The 15,981-nt window shown below is 35.6% G+C and carries 23 protein-coding genes and 2 pseudogenes; 5 read left to right on the top strand and 20 right to left on the bottom strand.

The window, feature by feature from the left end:
* The first annotated feature begins 19 nt into the window (after positions 1-19).
* A complete protein-coding gene (locus JCM19034_RS03185) occupies positions 20-382 on the top strand; it encodes an Hsp20/alpha crystallin family protein (protein ID WP_062047212.1) in 363 nt (120 codons plus the stop codon).
* Between the two features lie 86 nt (positions 383-468).
* Positions 469-798 (top strand): YppG family protein, encoded by a 330-nt coding sequence (locus JCM19034_RS03190; RefSeq protein WP_062047214.1) that lies wholly within the window; start codon positions 469-471, stop codon positions 796-798.
* A gap of 402 nt (positions 799-1,200) precedes the next feature.
* Here JCM19034_RS03190 and JCM19034_RS03195 read toward each other — a convergent pair whose 3' ends face one another.
* The 6 genes from JCM19034_RS03195 to metA all read right to left on the bottom strand — a co-directional run bounded on the left by JCM19034_RS03195 (position 1,201) and on the right by metA (position 5,681).
* Positions 1,201-2,091, bottom strand: coding sequence for an MFS transporter (locus JCM19034_RS03195; protein WP_370621788.1), 891 nt, complete (start codon positions 2,089-2,091; stop codon positions 1,201-1,203).
* Positions 1,994-2,380: an MFS transporter gene (locus JCM19034_RS23900; protein WP_269431652.1), complete on the bottom strand. Its 387-nt coding sequence runs from the start codon at positions 2,378-2,380 to the stop codon at positions 1,994-1,996. The genes JCM19034_RS03195 and JCM19034_RS23900 overlap by 98 nt, the downstream gene beginning before the upstream one ends.
* Positions 2,381-2,430: 50 nt before the next feature.
* Positions 2,431-3,648 carry an EAL-associated domain-containing protein gene (locus tag JCM19034_RS03200; RefSeq protein WP_062047216.1) on the bottom strand — a complete coding sequence of 406 codons (1,218 nt, stop codon included), beginning with the start codon at positions 3,646-3,648 and terminating at the stop codon, positions 2,431-2,433.
* 63 nt (positions 3,649-3,711) lie between these two features.
* Positions 3,712-4,110 (bottom strand): alpha/beta fold hydrolase, encoded by a 399-nt coding sequence (locus JCM19034_RS22755; RefSeq protein ID WP_231686779.1) that lies wholly within the window; start codon positions 4,108-4,110, stop codon positions 3,712-3,714.
* Positions 4,094-4,567: an alpha/beta fold hydrolase gene (locus JCM19034_RS22760; protein WP_231686780.1), complete on the bottom strand. Its 474-nt coding sequence runs from the start codon at positions 4,565-4,567 to the stop codon at positions 4,094-4,096. The genes JCM19034_RS22755 and JCM19034_RS22760 overlap by 17 nt, the downstream gene beginning before the upstream one ends.
* A gap of 196 nt (positions 4,568-4,763) precedes the next feature.
* Positions 4,764-5,681: a homoserine O-succinyltransferase gene (gene metA / locus JCM19034_RS03210; RefSeq protein WP_062047219.1), complete on the bottom strand. Its 918-nt coding sequence runs from the start codon at positions 5,679-5,681 to the stop codon at positions 4,764-4,766.
* 159 nt (positions 5,682-5,840) lie between these two features.
* Here metA and JCM19034_RS03215 point away from each other — a divergent pair, with 159 nt between their 5' ends.
* Positions 5,841-6,515, top strand: a complete 675-nt coding sequence (locus tag JCM19034_RS03215; RefSeq protein WP_062047220.1) for a reverse transcriptase-like protein — start codon at positions 5,841-5,843, stop codon at positions 6,513-6,515.
* Positions 6,516-6,539: 24 nt separating this feature from the next.
* On the opposite strand, the pseudogene nadE reads toward JCM19034_RS03215, so the two are convergent.
* The 9 genes and pseudogenes from nadE to JCM19034_RS03255 form a co-directional block, all read right to left on the bottom strand.
* Positions 6,540-7,375, bottom strand: a pseudogene (gene nadE / locus JCM19034_RS03220) (ammonia-dependent NAD(+) synthetase).
* Complete coding sequence (locus JCM19034_RS03225) at positions 7,356-7,676, bottom strand: hypothetical protein (RefSeq protein WP_062047222.1); 321 nt, start codon at positions 7,674-7,676, stop codon at positions 7,356-7,358. The pseudogene nadE and the gene JCM19034_RS03225 overlap by 20 nt, the downstream one beginning before the upstream one ends.
* Positions 7,677-7,811: 135 nt before the next feature.
* Positions 7,812-8,045, bottom strand: coding sequence for a small acid-soluble spore protein Tlp (gene tlp / locus JCM19034_RS03230; RefSeq protein ID WP_082393701.1), 234 nt, complete (start codon positions 8,043-8,045; stop codon positions 7,812-7,814).
* A gap of 68 nt (positions 8,046-8,113) precedes the next feature.
* Complete coding sequence (locus JCM19034_RS03235) at positions 8,114-8,530, bottom strand: thioesterase family protein (protein WP_062047224.1); 417 nt, start codon at positions 8,528-8,530, stop codon at positions 8,114-8,116.
* A gap of 19 nt (positions 8,531-8,549) precedes the next feature.
* Positions 8,550-8,618 (bottom strand): annotated as a pseudogene (locus JCM19034_RS24540) (hypothetical protein); the annotation flags it as partial.
* Positions 8,609-10,120, bottom strand: a complete 1,512-nt coding sequence (locus JCM19034_RS03240; protein WP_370621806.1) for an AAA family ATPase — start codon at positions 10,118-10,120, stop codon at positions 8,609-8,611. The gene JCM19034_RS03240 and the pseudogene JCM19034_RS24540, both read right to left, overlap by 10 nt.
* Complete coding sequence (locus JCM19034_RS03245; RefSeq protein ID WP_062047229.1) at positions 10,108-10,839, bottom strand: hypothetical protein; 732 nt, start codon at positions 10,837-10,839, stop codon at positions 10,108-10,110. Before JCM19034_RS03245 ends, JCM19034_RS03240 begins: the two co-directional genes overlap by 13 nt.
* Positions 10,840-11,090: 251 nt before the next feature.
* Positions 11,091-12,686, bottom strand: coding sequence for a copper resistance D family protein (locus JCM19034_RS03250; RefSeq protein WP_062047231.1), 1,596 nt, complete (start codon positions 12,684-12,686; stop codon positions 11,091-11,093).
* Positions 12,683-13,279: a copper resistance protein CopC gene (locus JCM19034_RS03255; RefSeq protein ID WP_062047233.1), complete on the bottom strand. Its 597-nt coding sequence runs from the start codon at positions 13,277-13,279 to the stop codon at positions 12,683-12,685. Before JCM19034_RS03255 ends, JCM19034_RS03250 begins: the two co-directional genes overlap by 4 nt.
* Before the next feature lie 230 nt (positions 13,280-13,509).
* Between JCM19034_RS03255 and JCM19034_RS24545 the strand changes: the two genes are divergently transcribed.
* On the top strand, positions 13,510-13,737 hold the full coding sequence (locus JCM19034_RS24545) for a hypothetical protein (protein ID WP_370621789.1): 228 nt from the start codon (positions 13,510-13,512) through the stop codon (positions 13,735-13,737).
* Positions 13,713-14,048, top strand: a complete 336-nt coding sequence (locus JCM19034_RS24550; protein ID WP_370621790.1) for a TVP38/TMEM64 family protein — start codon at positions 13,713-13,715, stop codon at positions 14,046-14,048. The genes JCM19034_RS24545 and JCM19034_RS24550 overlap by 25 nt, the downstream gene beginning before the upstream one ends.
* A 1-nt stretch (position 14,049) precedes the next feature.
* Here the strand turns inward: JCM19034_RS24550 and JCM19034_RS03265 are convergent, their stop codons facing one another.
* The 5 genes from JCM19034_RS03265 to JCM19034_RS22165 form a co-directional block, all read right to left on the bottom strand.
* Entirely contained in the window at positions 14,050-14,505 is a 456-nt protein-coding gene (locus tag JCM19034_RS03265; protein WP_231686781.1) for a VanZ family protein, read from the bottom strand.
* A 227-nt stretch (positions 14,506-14,732) separates the two neighbouring features.
* Positions 14,733-14,879 (bottom strand): acid-soluble spore protein N, encoded by a 147-nt coding sequence (locus JCM19034_RS03270; protein WP_062047235.1) that lies wholly within the window; start codon positions 14,877-14,879, stop codon positions 14,733-14,735.
* Between the two features lie 174 nt (positions 14,880-15,053).
* Entirely contained in the window at positions 15,054-15,449 is a 396-nt protein-coding gene (locus tag JCM19034_RS24555) for a DUF421 domain-containing protein (protein ID WP_370621791.1), read from the bottom strand.
* Entirely contained in the window at positions 15,449-15,766 is a 318-nt protein-coding gene (locus tag JCM19034_RS24560; protein WP_370621792.1) for a hypothetical protein, read from the bottom strand. The genes JCM19034_RS24555 and JCM19034_RS24560 overlap by 1 nt, the downstream gene beginning before the upstream one ends.
* Positions 15,767-15,787: 21 nt before the next feature.
* Positions 15,788-15,928, bottom strand: coding sequence for a hypothetical protein (locus JCM19034_RS22165; RefSeq protein ID WP_197276332.1), 141 nt, complete (start codon positions 15,926-15,928; stop codon positions 15,788-15,790).
* Positions 15,929-15,981: the final 53 nt, after the last annotated feature.

Here is a 15,981-nt window from a genome sequence, read left to right on the forward strand (position 1 = left end):
TATAAATGAGGTGAAAAACATGTCTGATAATCAGCCTTGGATTAAAAAGCTTCCCCAAGGTTATCAAGATTTTTTACAATCAATCGATGAATTTTTCCAACAAAGCTACCAACATATTCAAGATAATCCATTATTCCAACCATCATTTCCTGTTTATATTTCTGAAGACAACGAACAATGGCGTGCTGACATAGAACTTCCAGGAATTAAGAAGAATCATATTAAGCTAGATATTCATAACCAATCAATTCGCATTCAAGTGATCAATAATGAACAAACCATTATTAATGATGAACAATCAGGACAAATTCAACAACGAGCATCTACCCATGTCAGAGAACGCATTCTTTATGTACATTTTCTTTTCGAGAGCAAGACGTGAAGGCCTCTTACAAAAATGGACTATTAACCATTCAAATTCCTCATAACCGTAAACAAATTTCAATTGAATAGGAGGTTTAAGTTTAAATGAAACCACCATTTTACACACATCCACATCATCATTTTCAAACTCAGCATCACTCATATCAACAACCAATGAATCATATGCCACCACCGTACCAGCAACAAGCTTATATGCAGCAACAACCTAATGGCTATCAAGCCCCTTATTATCATATGCCGCACATGCAAAACCCTACACCTAAAAAGCCTTCATTCATAAAATCGTTCTTTACAAACGAAGAAGGGAAATTTGATATGAATCATACCGTACAGACGGTAGATCATGTGATTAAGACAGTCAATCAAGTAAGTCCACTTATTAAGCAAGTGGGTGGCTTTTTTGTAAAAAAATAATGATAGAGGCACTAAAAAAAGCGGAAAATTCAGCTTTCTTTAGTGCCCACTCATAAATATCAGCTTTCTAGTTACGATTTTTTAAGCGACAAGCCGTATGCTAATGTTTGATTCGCATTAATCATTTTAAACCCTTGAGATTGGACATAATCTATCTTCACATAATCGCCAATTTCTTCTACTGCTTTCCTGTTATAAATAAATGAAAGCTTACCTACTCGGAATTCTTCATCCTCTTCTCCTCGTTCATCCAGAACAAGGTCGTACGCGATTATCGTACTTCACTCATACGTATCATATGCTCGAATTCTTATACATTTTCCATTTAACGCTGTTTGTAATATAAAATCAATTGCATTTTGAGTTATTTCGATATTCATTAGCTAACCTCCTACATTTCCATTATGATACAGCAGCTTTCGTACTATTGTCCATTCTATGATCGTATAACTGTTTAAAACAAATTAACGCACATGCCCCTACGAACGCACTAATTGATTTGAAAAAATATAGATGATTCATAGATGTTAAATCAATAATATAACCACCTAATAACGAACCAATTATTCCAGAAAATCCAAAAACAATCGTTATAAACAACACATGCCCAGTTGCCTGTAAATGCTTTGGAATTAATTGATTTACAAATTGAAACGCGGTTAAATAAAGTAATCCAAATGTCAGTCCGTGTAAAGCTTGTAAAGGGAGTAAAAGCCAAGGGTCACTTAATAAGCTTAACATAAACCACCGACATGCATAAAGAAATCCAGCTATAATAACATAAGTCAATGGTGACCATTTTTTAAGCCAGTATCCGCTTGTCGCAAAAACAACAGCCTCCGTCGTAACTCCGATAAACCATGCCCATCCAATAAGTGCTTCAGGTCCACCAAGTTCAACAATATAGATCCCTAAATACGTATCATTAGAGCGATGTGTAATGGATATAAAAACGACACAAGCCAAGAACAAGAGCAGCATGGGGTTTGTGCTTAACTTAAAAGCATCAAAAATCGTTACCGGTTTATTTGCTTGTGGTACATCTTGAACATGTAAGGCAAACAAGAATGCAACCGTTGCCATAATCATCATCGGGTACATAATATTTTCTACTCCGATAATCGTAAACAAATAACCGATACATAACGAAGTGATGCCAAAACCTAACGATCCCCACATTCGAATTTGTCCGAAGCTAAAGCGTTGTGACAATTTGGCGGTTTGCTGTGCTAATGAATCCCCTAGAGCAGTTGTTGGTGAAATAAATAGAAAAAGGACAAACATAATCATCATAAAACCTAAAAACGAAACTTATAAAAAGAAACAAAAAGGCCGATAAAATAACACCACTTATTGCAATAAGCAGCATTCTTTTAATACTTTTATATTTATCACTCATATATCCCCAAAACGGTTGAGCTATGATTGTCGCTATTGGTCCAATAGCCATTAGGAGCCCTACTTCTGAATTGGATAAGCCTTCCCCTTGAAAATAAACTGGAATATAGCCGACAATGATGGTCATCGTAGAATGGATAAAGAATAAATATGCCATTAAACGAAAAGCAGCCCCTTCTTGCAAAAAATCCCTCCCCTATGAAAGAAAAGTCTGACCTTACGAATAAGGTCAGACTACAGCAATCCTTCCTGTTCAAATAAATAATCATATGGAATATCTAAAAATAAATATAATTCATCTGATATCGGGTACGAATACGTTCTTATTCGTTCATCTCGCTCAATATCGGTGTATAAATCAGATAATATCCCTTTCTTTTCAATGCTCATTCGTACGATATTTTCTAAAAAATACGGACGCCAGCTCCAATTTTTATAACGCCCTTCTTCTAAAAGCACCCATTCATTGTTTTCGTTTTTTTGTGCATTTGATGATTGTTGAAAACCTTCTGCGTTACATATGTAAAGGCGAAAAGCGTACTGATTGAACTCTTGAGCCACTTTCATTAACATTTCATCAAACGCATCATCATTTGATAATAGTTTCAAAGACTCGCGTAACTTTGTATTTAACTCATTTGTTAATGTAACTTGAGCTTCAATTTTCCTCCGTTCATACACCAAGAAATGATTAAAGCTCTTTCTTAGACGAACCGTACTGCAATCTAATGGAACGAAGGTGGCACGGGGGCTTTGAATATAATCTCCTTGATAATATCTACCACCGTTACGCCATGCATAATTCAATTGATTAAAATTTGAAATTCCAGAAAATAACAACGTTGCACCAATTTTTCTTGACAAAATGGATAACGTTTGATGGACTTCACCAAACATATGAGGTAACTCCTCCTCATCAATAAAAGACACGTTTGTTTTAATGACATTAGGTTTCAACTGGACGATATGATCAAGAGAACTTGTTGATTGACCCAATTCCTCAATAACAATCCGTAACCCTAAGCTTTGTAAATAAAAAAAGAAGTGCTTATATTCAGTTGCTTTATCCACTATTTCATCACTTTTAAATTGTATTGCAAAGTTATCATAGCTAAATCCGTCTTTCTCAAATGTTGACAGTCTTTTTAAAAAAGTCTCACCTTGGTCTTTTACTAACAATTCAACATCATAATGAAAATACAAAATAACGGACTGTTTTTCCCGTTGTAGCTCTTCAAATGCTAGCATTTGGATATAATCATATAGCTCTAACCGATACTCATCTGGAATCGTTGAATCTTGAAAAAACCAATCTAAAGAGATGAAATCATTACCAGACTGATATTTAGGAATTACTTCATAGCCAATGACCAACTGCTTATCCGCACTTACTACTGCTTGAAAGTAAGGTTTGATTTTCTCTTTATTCATCATAATATCAAGCGGATCCATTTAGTCACCTCCTAAAGATACATCGAACATGAACGGACGATATATCTAGTATAGCATAAACTCTTATACGCTTTCATGAACAGGTGTATGATGTTCAATAAACGTATTTATTAGCTCAACAACTTGCTCTGGTTTTTCTTCAGGAATTAAATGACCGGTCTTCTTTATAGAAACATAAATAGCACGAGGTAAGTCAATCGACAATCTTTTTCCGATACGTTTTGGGATGACACGATCCTCTTCGCCCCATATTAGCAAGACGGGGTGCTTAATTTTTTGTAAATCCTCTTTCGCTAAATCTCCCTCACGATGCCGCATTAAACCAATTAACGCATCAAAAAATTGTTCGTCTGAAAACGGACGTGTATACTCTAAGACCGCGTTTTGGTCTATGAGCTTCTTATTATACACAACATTAAATAGCGATTGCTTATAATCTCTTTTTTCAAACCAATACCTCATAACCGATTTTGCAAATGGGAGATACGATGCATAAATAAGGGAACGTTTCACACGTTTTTAAATAGCCAGAGCTTGACATTAAAATTAATTTTTCCACTAAATCTGGCTGATTCAAAGCCGTATATAAGGCAACTTGCCCTCCCATTGAATGACCAACCAAAATCACTTTTTGTAATTCAAACAATCGACAAAACGAAATAATAACATTCGCATAATTATGAAATGAATACTCAAAATCTTTTCGTTTGCCACTACGGCCAAAACCAGGTAAATCGAGTGCATAAATGTTATAGTGCTTTCGTAATTTTGGAATTATTTTTCGGAAACAATAGCAAGAAGAAACAAACCCATGGATCAGGACCATCGTTCCTTTTAGTTCCCCTTTTGCTTTAGCATACTGATAAAAAACGTCTGTACCATTTAAAAATACCGTGGACTGTTCCATTTCATTTTCCATTATAAACACCTCGCCTCACCTTAAAAACATTGGTGCTCGTTTTAATAGTTTGCCTAAAGAAAAAAAACGTATGCTTTTTATTCTTTATTCAGATCAAGTGATTCAATGAATAAATAAAAAGCAAACGTTCTTACGTATTATGAGCAGGAAATATGAAAAGTAAGATGCTTGTATGAATCTATATCATACTCTGTTACTAAGATTCATTACTTAAATTATACGGTGTTTCTTGATAGACATAATAGTTAAGCCAATTTGAGAACAATAAATTCGAATGGGCCCGCCAACGCAAACGTGGTTGATTACGCTCGTCATCTTCCGGAAAATAATTTTCTGGCAATTGGATATTTAATCCTTTTTCTCGATCACGTTCATATTCATCGCGCAGCGTACAGGCATCATATTCAGAATGTCCGGTCACAAAAATCTGTTTACCGTTTTTAGAAGCAACAATATACACTCCAGCCTCTTCAGATAAGCTTAGAATTTCTAAATCGTCAACCTTTTCAATATCTTCTATTTTCACATCTGTATGGCGTGAATGTGGTGCCAAAAATTCGTCATCAAAGCCTCGTAATAACTTTACATTTTGTTTTTCAATTGTATGCGAGAATACGCCAAATATTTTCTCTTTTCGATGATATTTAGAAATACCATAGTGATAATATAAGCCAGCTTGTGCGGCCCAACATATGTGTAAAGTAGACGTAACATACTTTTGACTCCATTCCATTATGTGCGTCAATTCTTCCCAATAATTAACATACTCAAATTCTAACATTTCAACAGGAGCACCTGTAATGATCATTCCATCATATTTATCCATTTTAATCTCATCAAACGTTTTGTAAAAAGCCTTTAAATGTTCATGAGAAGTATTTTTCGATACGTGTGTACTTGGATGTAAGAATGAAACCTCAACTTGGAGAGGAGTATTTCCTAATAAACGTAATAATTGCGTTTCTGTTGTTTCTTTAATAGGCATTAAATTTAATATCACAATTTTCAAAGGTCGAATATCTTGACTATAAGCACGACTCTCATCCATAACGAATATATTCTCATTATTTAAAATTTCTTTAGCTGGTAAATGATCAGGTACTTTAATCGGCATGGATACTTACTCCTTTTTACTCAAATGTATGGTTATTATAGTATGATTTCATACTACATACGTAAAGATATACTAAATAAAATAGATTATTTCGATAATTTACCTTAACATGAAAGAGATATCGATGCAATTGTTACCACTATTAAAGGAAGTGAACTAATGAAAGTAAAAATTGAATGGGTTTATGTAATCCATAAATCAAAAAAACGATACGAGATGGCAACAGATTGGTTAACGATTGAAGCCGCATTCCATCTGTTACAGGATTTACAACAATCAGGACGAATGAAGTCTTATCAGGTTATTGACCAATATGATTCATCGTGGTCTATAAAGGATATGAAAAACTTCTTAAATCAACAAAAAACCATTCCTCAGAATGCTCATGCGTATATAGATGGTGGGTTTAACCCACATACAGCTGCATCAGGAATTGGTTGGGTTATTTATTATGAACAAAATCAACAAAAATGGCGACATCGTCAAAATGACCAGTTAGATTTGCTTACTGACAATAATGAAGCAGAATATGCTGCACTATATCGTTGCTTACAAACATGTGAAGAACTTGAATTGAGAAATCAACTCTTCCCTATTTATTCTGATTCACTAACTGTTATCAAGCAAGCATCTGGGGAGTGGCCTTGCTATGAGGAAAATTACCAAAATTGGTTAAAACGAATTGATGATCTTGCTGACAAAATTAATCTAAAATTAGAATACCATTTCATTGAACGGAATCAGAATAAGGAAGCACATAAATTAGCGACACAAGCATTAAATGGTACGATCATAGAAAGCAAGCATGAAAAGCATTTAGCTAACCATGAGTGATTTTCATGGTTAGCTTATATTTGCTTACGCTTTCCACCATTGGTCATAAATTGTAACAGGAAGATGACGTTTATGTTCCGTTTTCACATAACGTTCTTCTATTTGTGTTGTCAGCTCTTCTGCTAACTCTTTTCCTTCTAAATAATTATCTAACTGATTATATGACATCCCTAATGCAACTTCATCAGGTAATCCTGCTTATCATCCTCTAAATCAGCTGTAGGTGCTTTTAAATATAAATGCTCTGGTGCACCTAATTCCTTTAATAACGCTTGTCCTTGTCGTTTATTCAGTCCAAAAATAGGCGTTATATCACAAGCACCGTCACCATGTTTCGTAAAGAAACCAGTAATCGCTTCAGCAGCATGATCTGTCCCAATGACTAGACATCCGTAGTGAGCAGCAATATCATACTGTGCTTTCATTCGTTCACGTGCTTTCGTATTTCCTTTATTAAAATTAGATAATATTTCTCCTGTTGCTTGCTCAAACGCCTTCATAGATGCATCAACAGCCAATTTAATATTAACAGTAAACGTTTTTGTTGGTTGAATAAATTGAAGTGCATCTTGTGCATCCTCTTCATCCAGCTGAACTCCGTATGGTAATCTCACTGCATAAAAGACGTATGTTTTTGATGTTTCTGCATTTAATTGATCAATTGCCAATTGTGCAAGCTTCCCAGTTAACGTTGAGTCTTGTCCACCAGAAATCCCTAACACATAACCGTTTGCACCTGTATGTAACAAATAATCTTTTAAAAATTGTACCCGATTTTGAATTTCTTCTTTAGGACTAATTTCTGGCTTTGTGTGTAGGTCAGAAATAATTTCTTGCTGTTTAATGTTCAAAAATCTCATCCTTTCGTTTTAGTCGATTTAATTGATCAAATTGCCCTTCCTTCATTAAAACTTCTCTCTGTATTTCTCCAAGCAAATCATAATGAGGAAACTCTTCACGCTCATGAATCCATTGTTCTTTTAAACCGTATTGCTTTCCCCATTTAATTAATGAATCTTTATTTGTACAGGCTACTTTAGTGACTGAATCACAATCTGGAAAACGATCATCTAACCAATAATGTGTCAAAAAAGCGATCTCACCTCGACGAGCCTTGTTTTTCCAATCTTTTAGTTGTGAGCGAGAAATTCCAAAAGCCATATTCTTCCCCTTTTCTCTATTTGATTTTTAGTATAGCATATGTCCTTATTAAGAAAAACGAATTTCACTTCTTTTGAGAATAGCAAAAAAGTGTGTCTACTCTTCGTGAGCATCACACTTTTTGACGAACTTTAATTATTGTTCGCGATAGCCATTTTGCCTTGCTTGCTTTTCATCTTTCATTTCTGCTTCAAATGCTGCAATACTTTCTTCACGACGCTGGTTCTTAGCTCTTACTTCTTGCTTTTGCTCTTGTGGCATATTCGTATGGGCAATCGCTTCTTCAGCCGCTTCTATATTGTGCTGCGTGTTTCGTTTCATCTGCTGTAATTTTTCTACATTGTCGTTTCGGTTATCTGGTTTGGCCACAAAGATCTTCCTTTCCAATGAATTGGTTTCACATATAGTATGGAAAGGTTTGCTTCATTTATGCGAATTTACTTTTTGATTTCCTCATATTTTTGATACCACTTAGGAAACGCCTTTTTAAAAGCAACGGGCCTAAATGTATCTTTCTTCACAACAATATGTGTAGTTTTCCCCTCGACACAAACATCTCCATCACCATTGACGATTTCATAGCCGTAAATTGTTTTTATGCCATCATTCATATCTATCCACGTATGAACGAAGGCTCGGTCGCCATAACGAACTGGCTTTTTATAGGTTGCCTGCACATCATATACCGGTGCAAAATAACCGCTATTCTCCATTTCAACGTAACTATAACCAATCTCCTCAATTAAGCTTGAACGTCCTAGCTCAAAGTATTTTAAATAATTGGCATGATAAATCACACCCATCATATCTGTATCGGCATATAAAATTTGAATTTCTTTTTTTGAAATATACAAACGAATCATCCTTTCATTATTAAATGTCTGCTGCTGTAATAGTCATTAATGCTTCCTTTGTTAAAGAATCTAACGAACTTAATCGTACCGATTGTGCTTGGACTGCTTTTTTAAAGAGGTCAACAGCAAATCTCGCATGTCCATTTGGCTGTTCATGTAAATCTCTTTCATCTTTTCCTCTGCATCAGCGGCAAGTAAATAGCCAGAATCATTTGCATTCTTTTGAATGATTTGCAATAATTCGTCGGTTGAGTAAGGATGAAAATGGATAAATTTTTTAAAGCGTGAACGAAGACCTGGATTGCTATCTAAAAGTAAATCGATTTCTCTCTCATAACCAGCTAAAATGACAACTAGATTATCTCCATGTTCCGTCATTTCTGAAACGAGAGTATGAATTGCCTCTAGACCAAAATCACCAAGTCCACCAGAAATCAATCCGTATGCCTCGTCTATAAATAAAACCCCACCTAAAGCGTCCTTTACCTTCTCTTTTGTTTTTTCTGCGGTTTGTCCAACATAGCCTGCAACTAAGTCCGCACGACTAACAACAACGACATGACCTCTTTTTAATAGATCTAACTCGTTAAGTACTTTCGCGAATAGCTTTGCTACGGTTGTTTTTCCAGTTCCAGGTTCGCCTGTAAAAACTGAGTGAAGCTCTAATGGAAGAGTTTGCAACCCTTCTTCTCGGCGTTTTTGTTGGATACGTACAAAGGAAGCAAGTGCATGGATTTCTTCCTTTACTTGCTCTAAACCGATCATATCGTTAAGTTCTTCTAAACCGCTTTTCCCTTTACCTTGCTGCTGTTCTTCACGGAAATCCTCAGCGTGTAATAAAACAAAGTCATCCTTTTTTGCTGAATCAATGGAAACATTTGCTCCTTTTTGAAAAATGGATTCAAGAATAATTGCTTTAGTTGTTCTAGCATTTCCAAATGATTCATCGACCTTTGCTTTTTCAAGTCGTCTTTTCAGCTCAAATGTAGCCTGACTTGTTAACAGAAAATCATTTTCTATTGCAATTTTTTCACCGATTTCTAATAGCTCTTGTATTGAATAATCATCAATATGTAACATATTATGATCAGGGAATCGACTTCGCAAACCGGGGTTTGCCCGTAAAAAAGCACGCATTTCCGTAGGGTAACCTGCCAGTATGACAGCAAACGAGCCATCCATTGGACCAGTCATAGCCGCTACTAATGTATCAATCGCCGCTTGTCCATAATCATTTGCTGAAACGCCTGAACGCTTTAAGCTATAAGCTTCATCAATGAACAAAACTCCGCCTTTAGCCTGTTCAATAAGCCTCATCGTTTGCTCTTCTGTTTGCCCAACATAGGCACCAACTAATTGAGAACGATCAACTTCTAATACATCAGGCCGTTCTAAAAGCCCAAGTTCATAATAGATTTTGGCAATAAGGCGGGCTAAATGGGTCTTACCTGTACCTGGATTTCCTGTTAAAATCATGTGTAAGTTGATCCCATCTTTTGTTTGATAGCCCTTTTTCAATCGTTCTTGCTGATAATCTAAATATTGATAAAGCTTTTTGATCCTATACTTGATCTCTTTCAAGCCGACCATTTTTTCAAGCTCATGAATCGCATTCTCTTGATGTTTTTCGTTATCGGATTCAATAAAGCATGCCACTTCTTACTAAACGCCTCTATTTGCTTTAACAAGTTCAGCAACTCGCCATATAACTGTACAGAATGGTAAATTCCTTGTAATGAGTCTAAATAACGTTTCGTTCGTCGTTCTAGTTTTTGAAACATATCCTCTAACTCATAAAGTTTCTCCATTCCAGCTACAATGTTCATTTGCTCCTGATTCGTCTGTTGTTCTAGCACACGGTCTTTAATTCTTTCCCAAACATCTTTCATCTTTGTGAATTGTTGTTGAAATTCAGTTATTGCTTTGAAATATGTACCAGCTGTTTCTTTTTTTGTTACACTATTATCTGTTTCACGGATTGGCTGGAAACGCCGTGGAAGAGGTAAATGACGCATCATTGAATAGAGCTGATCGACGTAAATGTCTGTTACCTCTGCACTAATCGCCTCTGATTGTTCAGCTGCCTTTAACCATTCCGAAGTAATAGCATCTACATAACCTGTTCGTTTGAAACGTGATTTCGCCAACCATATGTAGAGCTTAGAAAGTAATTGTGTCGGAAAATCCTCATACGTTTCAGCAATATTAAGCCACTCCCAAAGGTCTGCCTCTCTCCAATCTCGCTTTCCTTCTTCCACTTCTTTTAACAAATTCATTAGTTGCTCTTTAGTCAATTTTTCTTGGATCATGCTTTTTCACCTTCTTTCAAAAGAAAATATGATTATGATTGTTCTACTATAAATGTTTCACAGCTTTGCAAAACGTATAGTTATCATTCTGTTTAAGTCAAAAGTGTTTCTACTTAAATATGATACATCATTCTAGCTAGTAAGAAAAATACTATACGTTTCGCTTCTACAAACTGTTCCATTTTAATTTGATTCCAGTGAAGAAAGATGTTTGTACTATTTGACTGTTAACATTGAAAAAGAGTGTATGCCTAATGGCAATACACTCCTTCTTCCATAACATTTCGAGCATAGGTCTCAATGACCGTCCCATCATCTGTAAGAAAATCAATCGGATGCTGATCGTCCCAATCTTCATTGGTTGAAGTGACATTTAGAAATACTTCCTGCTCTAATTCCGCAATATAAGAACCACCTTCATAGTGAATTTGAACACGAGCGACATTTGGCGGCTCTTGGATCATGCCAAACGTGACATACGTATACGTAAAATCGTCATCATGCCAATTCCCGCTCTGTACGCGGAACGTTCTAATTTTTTGATCCTCTTCTCTTACCGACGTTCCTCCTATTGTTAACATCGCTACAGGTAAACGCTTGTAACCACCTTCTACCTTTAATAGACGTTCAGCCACTAAATCATCATCGTTTACCGTATAGACAACAAAAAGTTCGTCGTCATACAGCTGTTCCTGCAAAATGCTCAACTCCGCTGCTTCTTCGTAATTTAGCATAATCGCATCTTTCACGGTTGGATAAACTTTTTCATCTACTTCGTTCGCTCCAATTTGAACAAACATCATTAAGCTTAAATAAATCGTTAATACAAACACACCATATGAAACTAATGACAATTGGAGACTTTTGTTTTTAAACAATTGGTAACATCCATTTATAAAGGCAACAATTGCTACAAGCATGAATAAAAGGCCGCTTATAGAATGTGCTAAATGAATTACGCCTATAGGAGCATTCTCACCTATGAATAATTGAATAATAGGTGTAACCGATTCAGTTTGTAACGTTCGTATAACTTCATGCGGAGGCGTTTGCTCCGTCATAATGGCTGATATTAATAATATAATAAACGCGATAACTACTTCAATTTTAAACGATCTCTTCACCTTTAAGCTACTTTTCACTTCTTCTCTCATACCAAGCAAGAGATGATGAAGGCCGAATGCAAGTAACGGCAAAAAGAGCAGATGTTTAATGAGCAGCAATTGTCCATATGTCAGAAGCCAAGATTGAACGTACTCTGGTACAATAATACCCATTAATAGAAAACCAGATAAAATGATGGCCGATACTGAACATGCGGCAATGAATGAAAACCATTTAAAAAAAGCAGGTGGAATTGATTCATTGGAAGAAAACCATGCAACAACAACTAATACCCCGATCCATACGGTAACTGCTAAAAAGTGTATATAGTTGCCAAGAAAACCACTCCATCCCTCTATCGAAGCTGCATGACTCGACCAGCTCGTTACCGCTATTAACAAGCCTGCTAAAATGACATGAAACCAGCCCATGTTCTTCTTCGTTAACACAATTAGAATGAACGAGATAACGCTCGAAATAAACCACGATTGTCCTACATTATATTCAAATAAAACGGTTTGAATACTTTCTCCCACCGTTAAGCCGAATTGTCTATATAACACATTTATTACCCTAACGACAGGAACGATTAATAAAATTGGAATCATATATAGCGAAATTTGATAAATTGTTTTTGCATGTATAGTAGGTCGTCGGTCAGTTGATATCGCTTGTAAAATCGTATATCCCATCACAAACGATAAACTACCATACAAAAGCCAATTCGTTATTGCTTCAATCATGAACGTCGCCTCTTTGTAAGAAGCACGATCACAATGATCGCCACTAGTACAGCTAGACCAATGAATAGGATCGCAAAGTTTCCATCCTCTTTTGATTCACCAACTTCGTCTTCTTCAAACAGTTCTTCTGTGATTTCTTCTTGTTCAATGACCCCTTCATTCTCTTGATCCGCTTCCTCTTCAATTGCTTGATTTGGAACCTCTTCAATGGTTTCTTCCACTATTTCTACTTCTTCTTCAGTTTCAGCTACATGAAAGGATAATATGCCCTCAGTCGTATGTGTATCTTCACCTAGTGCCTGCCATTGAACTTCGTAACTGCCTGGCGGTAATGCTTCGTCAAAATAAATCGTTAAAACTGGACTATTTACTTCAACCCTTCCATCAATTTCGCCTTGCTCACCAATGACAGTTGCTGTACTAACATTTTCAATACCTGCATTAAATGTTAAATTAATTTCTTCAACAACATCAACTTCTGCACCATCCTCAGGTACAGATTCGGATACATACGAATGTCCAAAAACCATTAACGGCGACATTAAGACAAAAGCAAAACCAAGTATAACTAAACAAAATAACCTTATTTTCAATTTCTAATTCTCCCTTCCCATTTTGTATAATCAATATGGATTTTTTAAACTTTCCGTCACAATTATTTTTTCTCAAAGACAAAACGTTATAAACATGAGAGAATAGATACGTTATGTTTTCGAAAGGATTGAAATGTTCATGAAAAAGCTAATCGTATTACTCGCATACATCATAATAGGAATATTTATATATCGATATGGAGAATCACTTTTACAATGGATTCGCTCTGGTGGGACCGATTATATTTTGGCAACTGCCATTCTCGCAACATTATTTTCTTTATTCCCGATTATCCATATCCCTCGTCGGCGGTGTCCTTGGTGCAGCTTATGGTCCAGTACTAGGAAGTTTAATTACATGGACAGGCTCTTCTCTAGCCTCCATTATCATGTTTAGCTTCGTACGTTATGGCTATCGAGATCTTGGGGAAAAGTGCTCTATCGCTATGAACATTTAGCAAGAATAACGACTTTATTTGAACGGAATGCATTTATGACGATCTTCATTACACGTTTGATCCCAATCATTCCTTCCATTATCGTTAACATTTATTCTTCATTAAGTAAAGTTTCGTTTTTACAGTACACAATCGCTTCCTCATTAGGAAAAATGCCATCAATGATTTTATTCGCCGTTGTCGGAAACTCCATCGTAAACGAGCCAAGAGATTTATTGCATATCATGCTCTTTTACGGAGCTTTTTTAGCGTTTGTTTATTTCTTTTTCCGTTTATATAAATACACAAGCAGAAAAAAGCTCTCTGCCTGAGCTAATTGACATAAATAATGACACGCTTTCTAACGAAATACAATACGGAAAACAAATAATATCCGATTAGCGTACCAGACGTATTTAATAAAACATCATCAATATTTGCTACACGATATGTAAATAAAAATTGACAAATTTCAATACAACATGATGTCATAAAACCAAATAGAATGACTATAGCACTATGGCGTAATTTAGGGAAAATGGCAGCTAATAAAATCCCAAATGGGATAAAAAGGATAATATTCCCTATTAATATTCGAATCGGATCCATTATTGTCGGACTAAACATTGAAATTCGATAAATACTGCGAAACGGAATCAAATTGTAATTTCTCCCCCCTGGCCCTTCTGGCCCAAGTGAAGCACCATAATTCCATGCAAATAACGTAATATAAACTAAACCCATCATGTAAATAATAAATAGTAATGTTAATATGTGACGCCGTTTCAACCTAGTTTCTCCCCTCCCATTACTCGTCCTATTAGTTGTTTTATGCATTGACGAGCTAATAAAGACGCATCAAATTAACATTTTATCATATCGAAGAAATTTTAGCAGATCTTTTGAAGAATGTGTGAAATGAAAAGGATTTGTAATGAATTGGAGTATTTAATGTAAGTTAAGAGGCTGTATTAGGTAGGTAATCCAATATTCAATGGATTACCCCTATATAACTGTTATCCTTTAGGTGGGATATAATGAGGCTGTTTTGAACTTTTCGTATTCATTTTCTTCCCATTGTTGGAGTTGGATTTAACAGGCTGAGTACCTAAATGGTCAGGACGAAATTGTGCAAAATTTGATTTTGTACTTCTCGTTTTCATGTAACCCCTCCTTACCTTTAGTATTTCAAACCGGTTTACGTCTATCCAACCATTAATTTACCAAATCCCTTACAGCTCTTATTTCTTCCCAACGATATTCATGAATGAAGATAGTGATTGTTTCTTCCTTTGTTTCATAAGACCATTTGGAAGCAGTAACGTCGCATTTATACTTTAATCTGGTATTTTTTTCGGACTAATGTATGTTTGCCCCGCTTCATCAATTGTCATGACAAAAATCTCTTTAGTATTTGCATAGCCTTGTCTGTGAATTTCATCATGTAACCAGTTAATCGTTCCGTACTTTTTTACATTAGCTTCAATAATTCTACCATCTTCAATTAGAACTGAAGAATAACCTTTTGACACTTTACTTTCATTCATATCACGTAACGTGACACTTTCATAGTTCGACTTTTTTATAATGCTTATTTGTCCATTCATTTCTAATATCGCATAATCAATTTCAGTTAAATCACTTGCACTTTTCAAGCGTAAATCCATCATAAAAGCTTCAAGTGTAATTTTCGCTTTTCTTAATTGTTCATATAAAATAACACCGTGCCTCATTAATATAATGGTTCATCTTCAATAATTCTTCTGAATCTTGGTGCCTTTAACGCAAAATAGGAAAGACCTAGATGTAGGGCTGCTATCGTTGCTGCGGCTCCGACAGGGCCAGCTAAAGGTAATGAACCATCCGTGAGTGGTTCTCCTAAGATGTCCCCAATTACGACACCAAATATAAAATCAAGTGCATCAATTGAACTCATAGAACGTTGACCTAGCACTTTAACAATGAGAAATATATATGAATAGACGACAATTGCCCGTATGACAAACCCCCACACAGGCAATGCTTCGCCACCTGTCCAAAATTCGAACAATGAATTATCCTCCGTTACTCGCTATTTTTGTTCACTATTCATCTTTTCTGCTTCACCCTCGGCATAAGATGCAAATTTATTTTCTGGATGATTTTCTTTTCCATATTTTTTTGCATTTTTATTACGCTCGGCATTTGCGTTTCCTTTTTTTTGTCTTCCCATTATAACCACTCCTTTTCTTGATAACGTTAGTTTGTACATTGTATTAGTCATTC

The sequence above is a fragment of the Bacillus sp. JCM 19034 genome (genome assembly GCF_001310635.1).
Classification (GTDB): domain Bacteria; phylum Bacillota; class Bacilli; order Bacillales; family Bacillaceae_D; genus Halalkalibacter.

Bases quoted from the DNA above. Each gene is read 5' to 3' on its own strand.
- JCM19034_RS03185 (WP_062047212.1), top strand. From the start codon at position 20: ATGTCTGATAATCAGCCTTGGATTAAAAAGCTTCCCCAAGGTTATCAA.
- JCM19034_RS03190 (WP_062047214.1), top strand. From the start codon at position 469: ATGAAACCACCATTTTACACACATCCACATCATCATTTTCAAACTCAG.
- JCM19034_RS03195 (WP_370621788.1), bottom strand. From the start codon at position 2,091: ATGATGATTATGTTTGTCCTTTTTCTATTTATTTCACCAACAACTGCT.
- JCM19034_RS03200 (WP_062047216.1), bottom strand. From the start codon at position 3,648: ATGGATCCGCTTGATATTATGATGAATAAAGAGAAAATCAAACCTTAC.
- JCM19034_RS22755 (WP_231686779.1), bottom strand. From the start codon at position 4,110: ATGAGGTATTGGTTTGAAAAAAGAGATTATAAGCAATCGCTATTTAAT.
- JCM19034_RS22760 (WP_231686780.1), bottom strand. From the start codon at position 4,567: ATGGAAAATGAAATGGAACAGTCCACGGTATTTTTAAATGGTACAGAC.
- metA (WP_062047219.1), bottom strand. From the start codon at position 5,681: ATGCCGATTAAAGTACCTGATCATTTACCAGCTAAAGAAATTTTAAAT.
- JCM19034_RS03215 (WP_062047220.1), top strand. From the start codon at position 5,841: ATGAAAGTAAAAATTGAATGGGTTTATGTAATCCATAAATCAAAAAAA.
- JCM19034_RS03225 (WP_062047222.1), bottom strand. From the start codon at position 7,676: ATGGCTTTTGGAATTTCTCGCTCACAACTAAAAGATTGGAAAAACAAG.
- JCM19034_RS03240 (WP_370621806.1), bottom strand. From the start codon at position 10,120: ATGGTCGGCTTGAAAGAGATCAAGTATAGGATCAAAAAGCTTTATCAA.
- JCM19034_RS03245 (WP_062047229.1), bottom strand. From the start codon at position 10,839: ATGATCCAAGAAAAATTGACTAAAGAGCAACTAATGAATTTGTTAAAA.
- JCM19034_RS03250 (WP_062047231.1), bottom strand. From the start codon at position 12,686: ATGATTGAAGCAATAACGAATTGGCTTTTGTATGGTAGTTTATCGTTT.
- JCM19034_RS03270 (WP_062047235.1), bottom strand. From the start codon at position 14,879: ATGAAAACGAGAAGTACAAAATCAAATTTTGCACAATTTCGTCCTGAC.
- JCM19034_RS24555 (WP_370621791.1), bottom strand. From the start codon at position 15,449: ATGAGGCACGGTGTTATTTTATATGAACAATTAAGAAAAGCGAAAATT.
- JCM19034_RS22165 (WP_197276332.1), bottom strand. From the start codon at position 15,928: ATGGGAAGACAAAAAAAAGGAAACGCAAATGCCGAGCGTAATAAAAAT.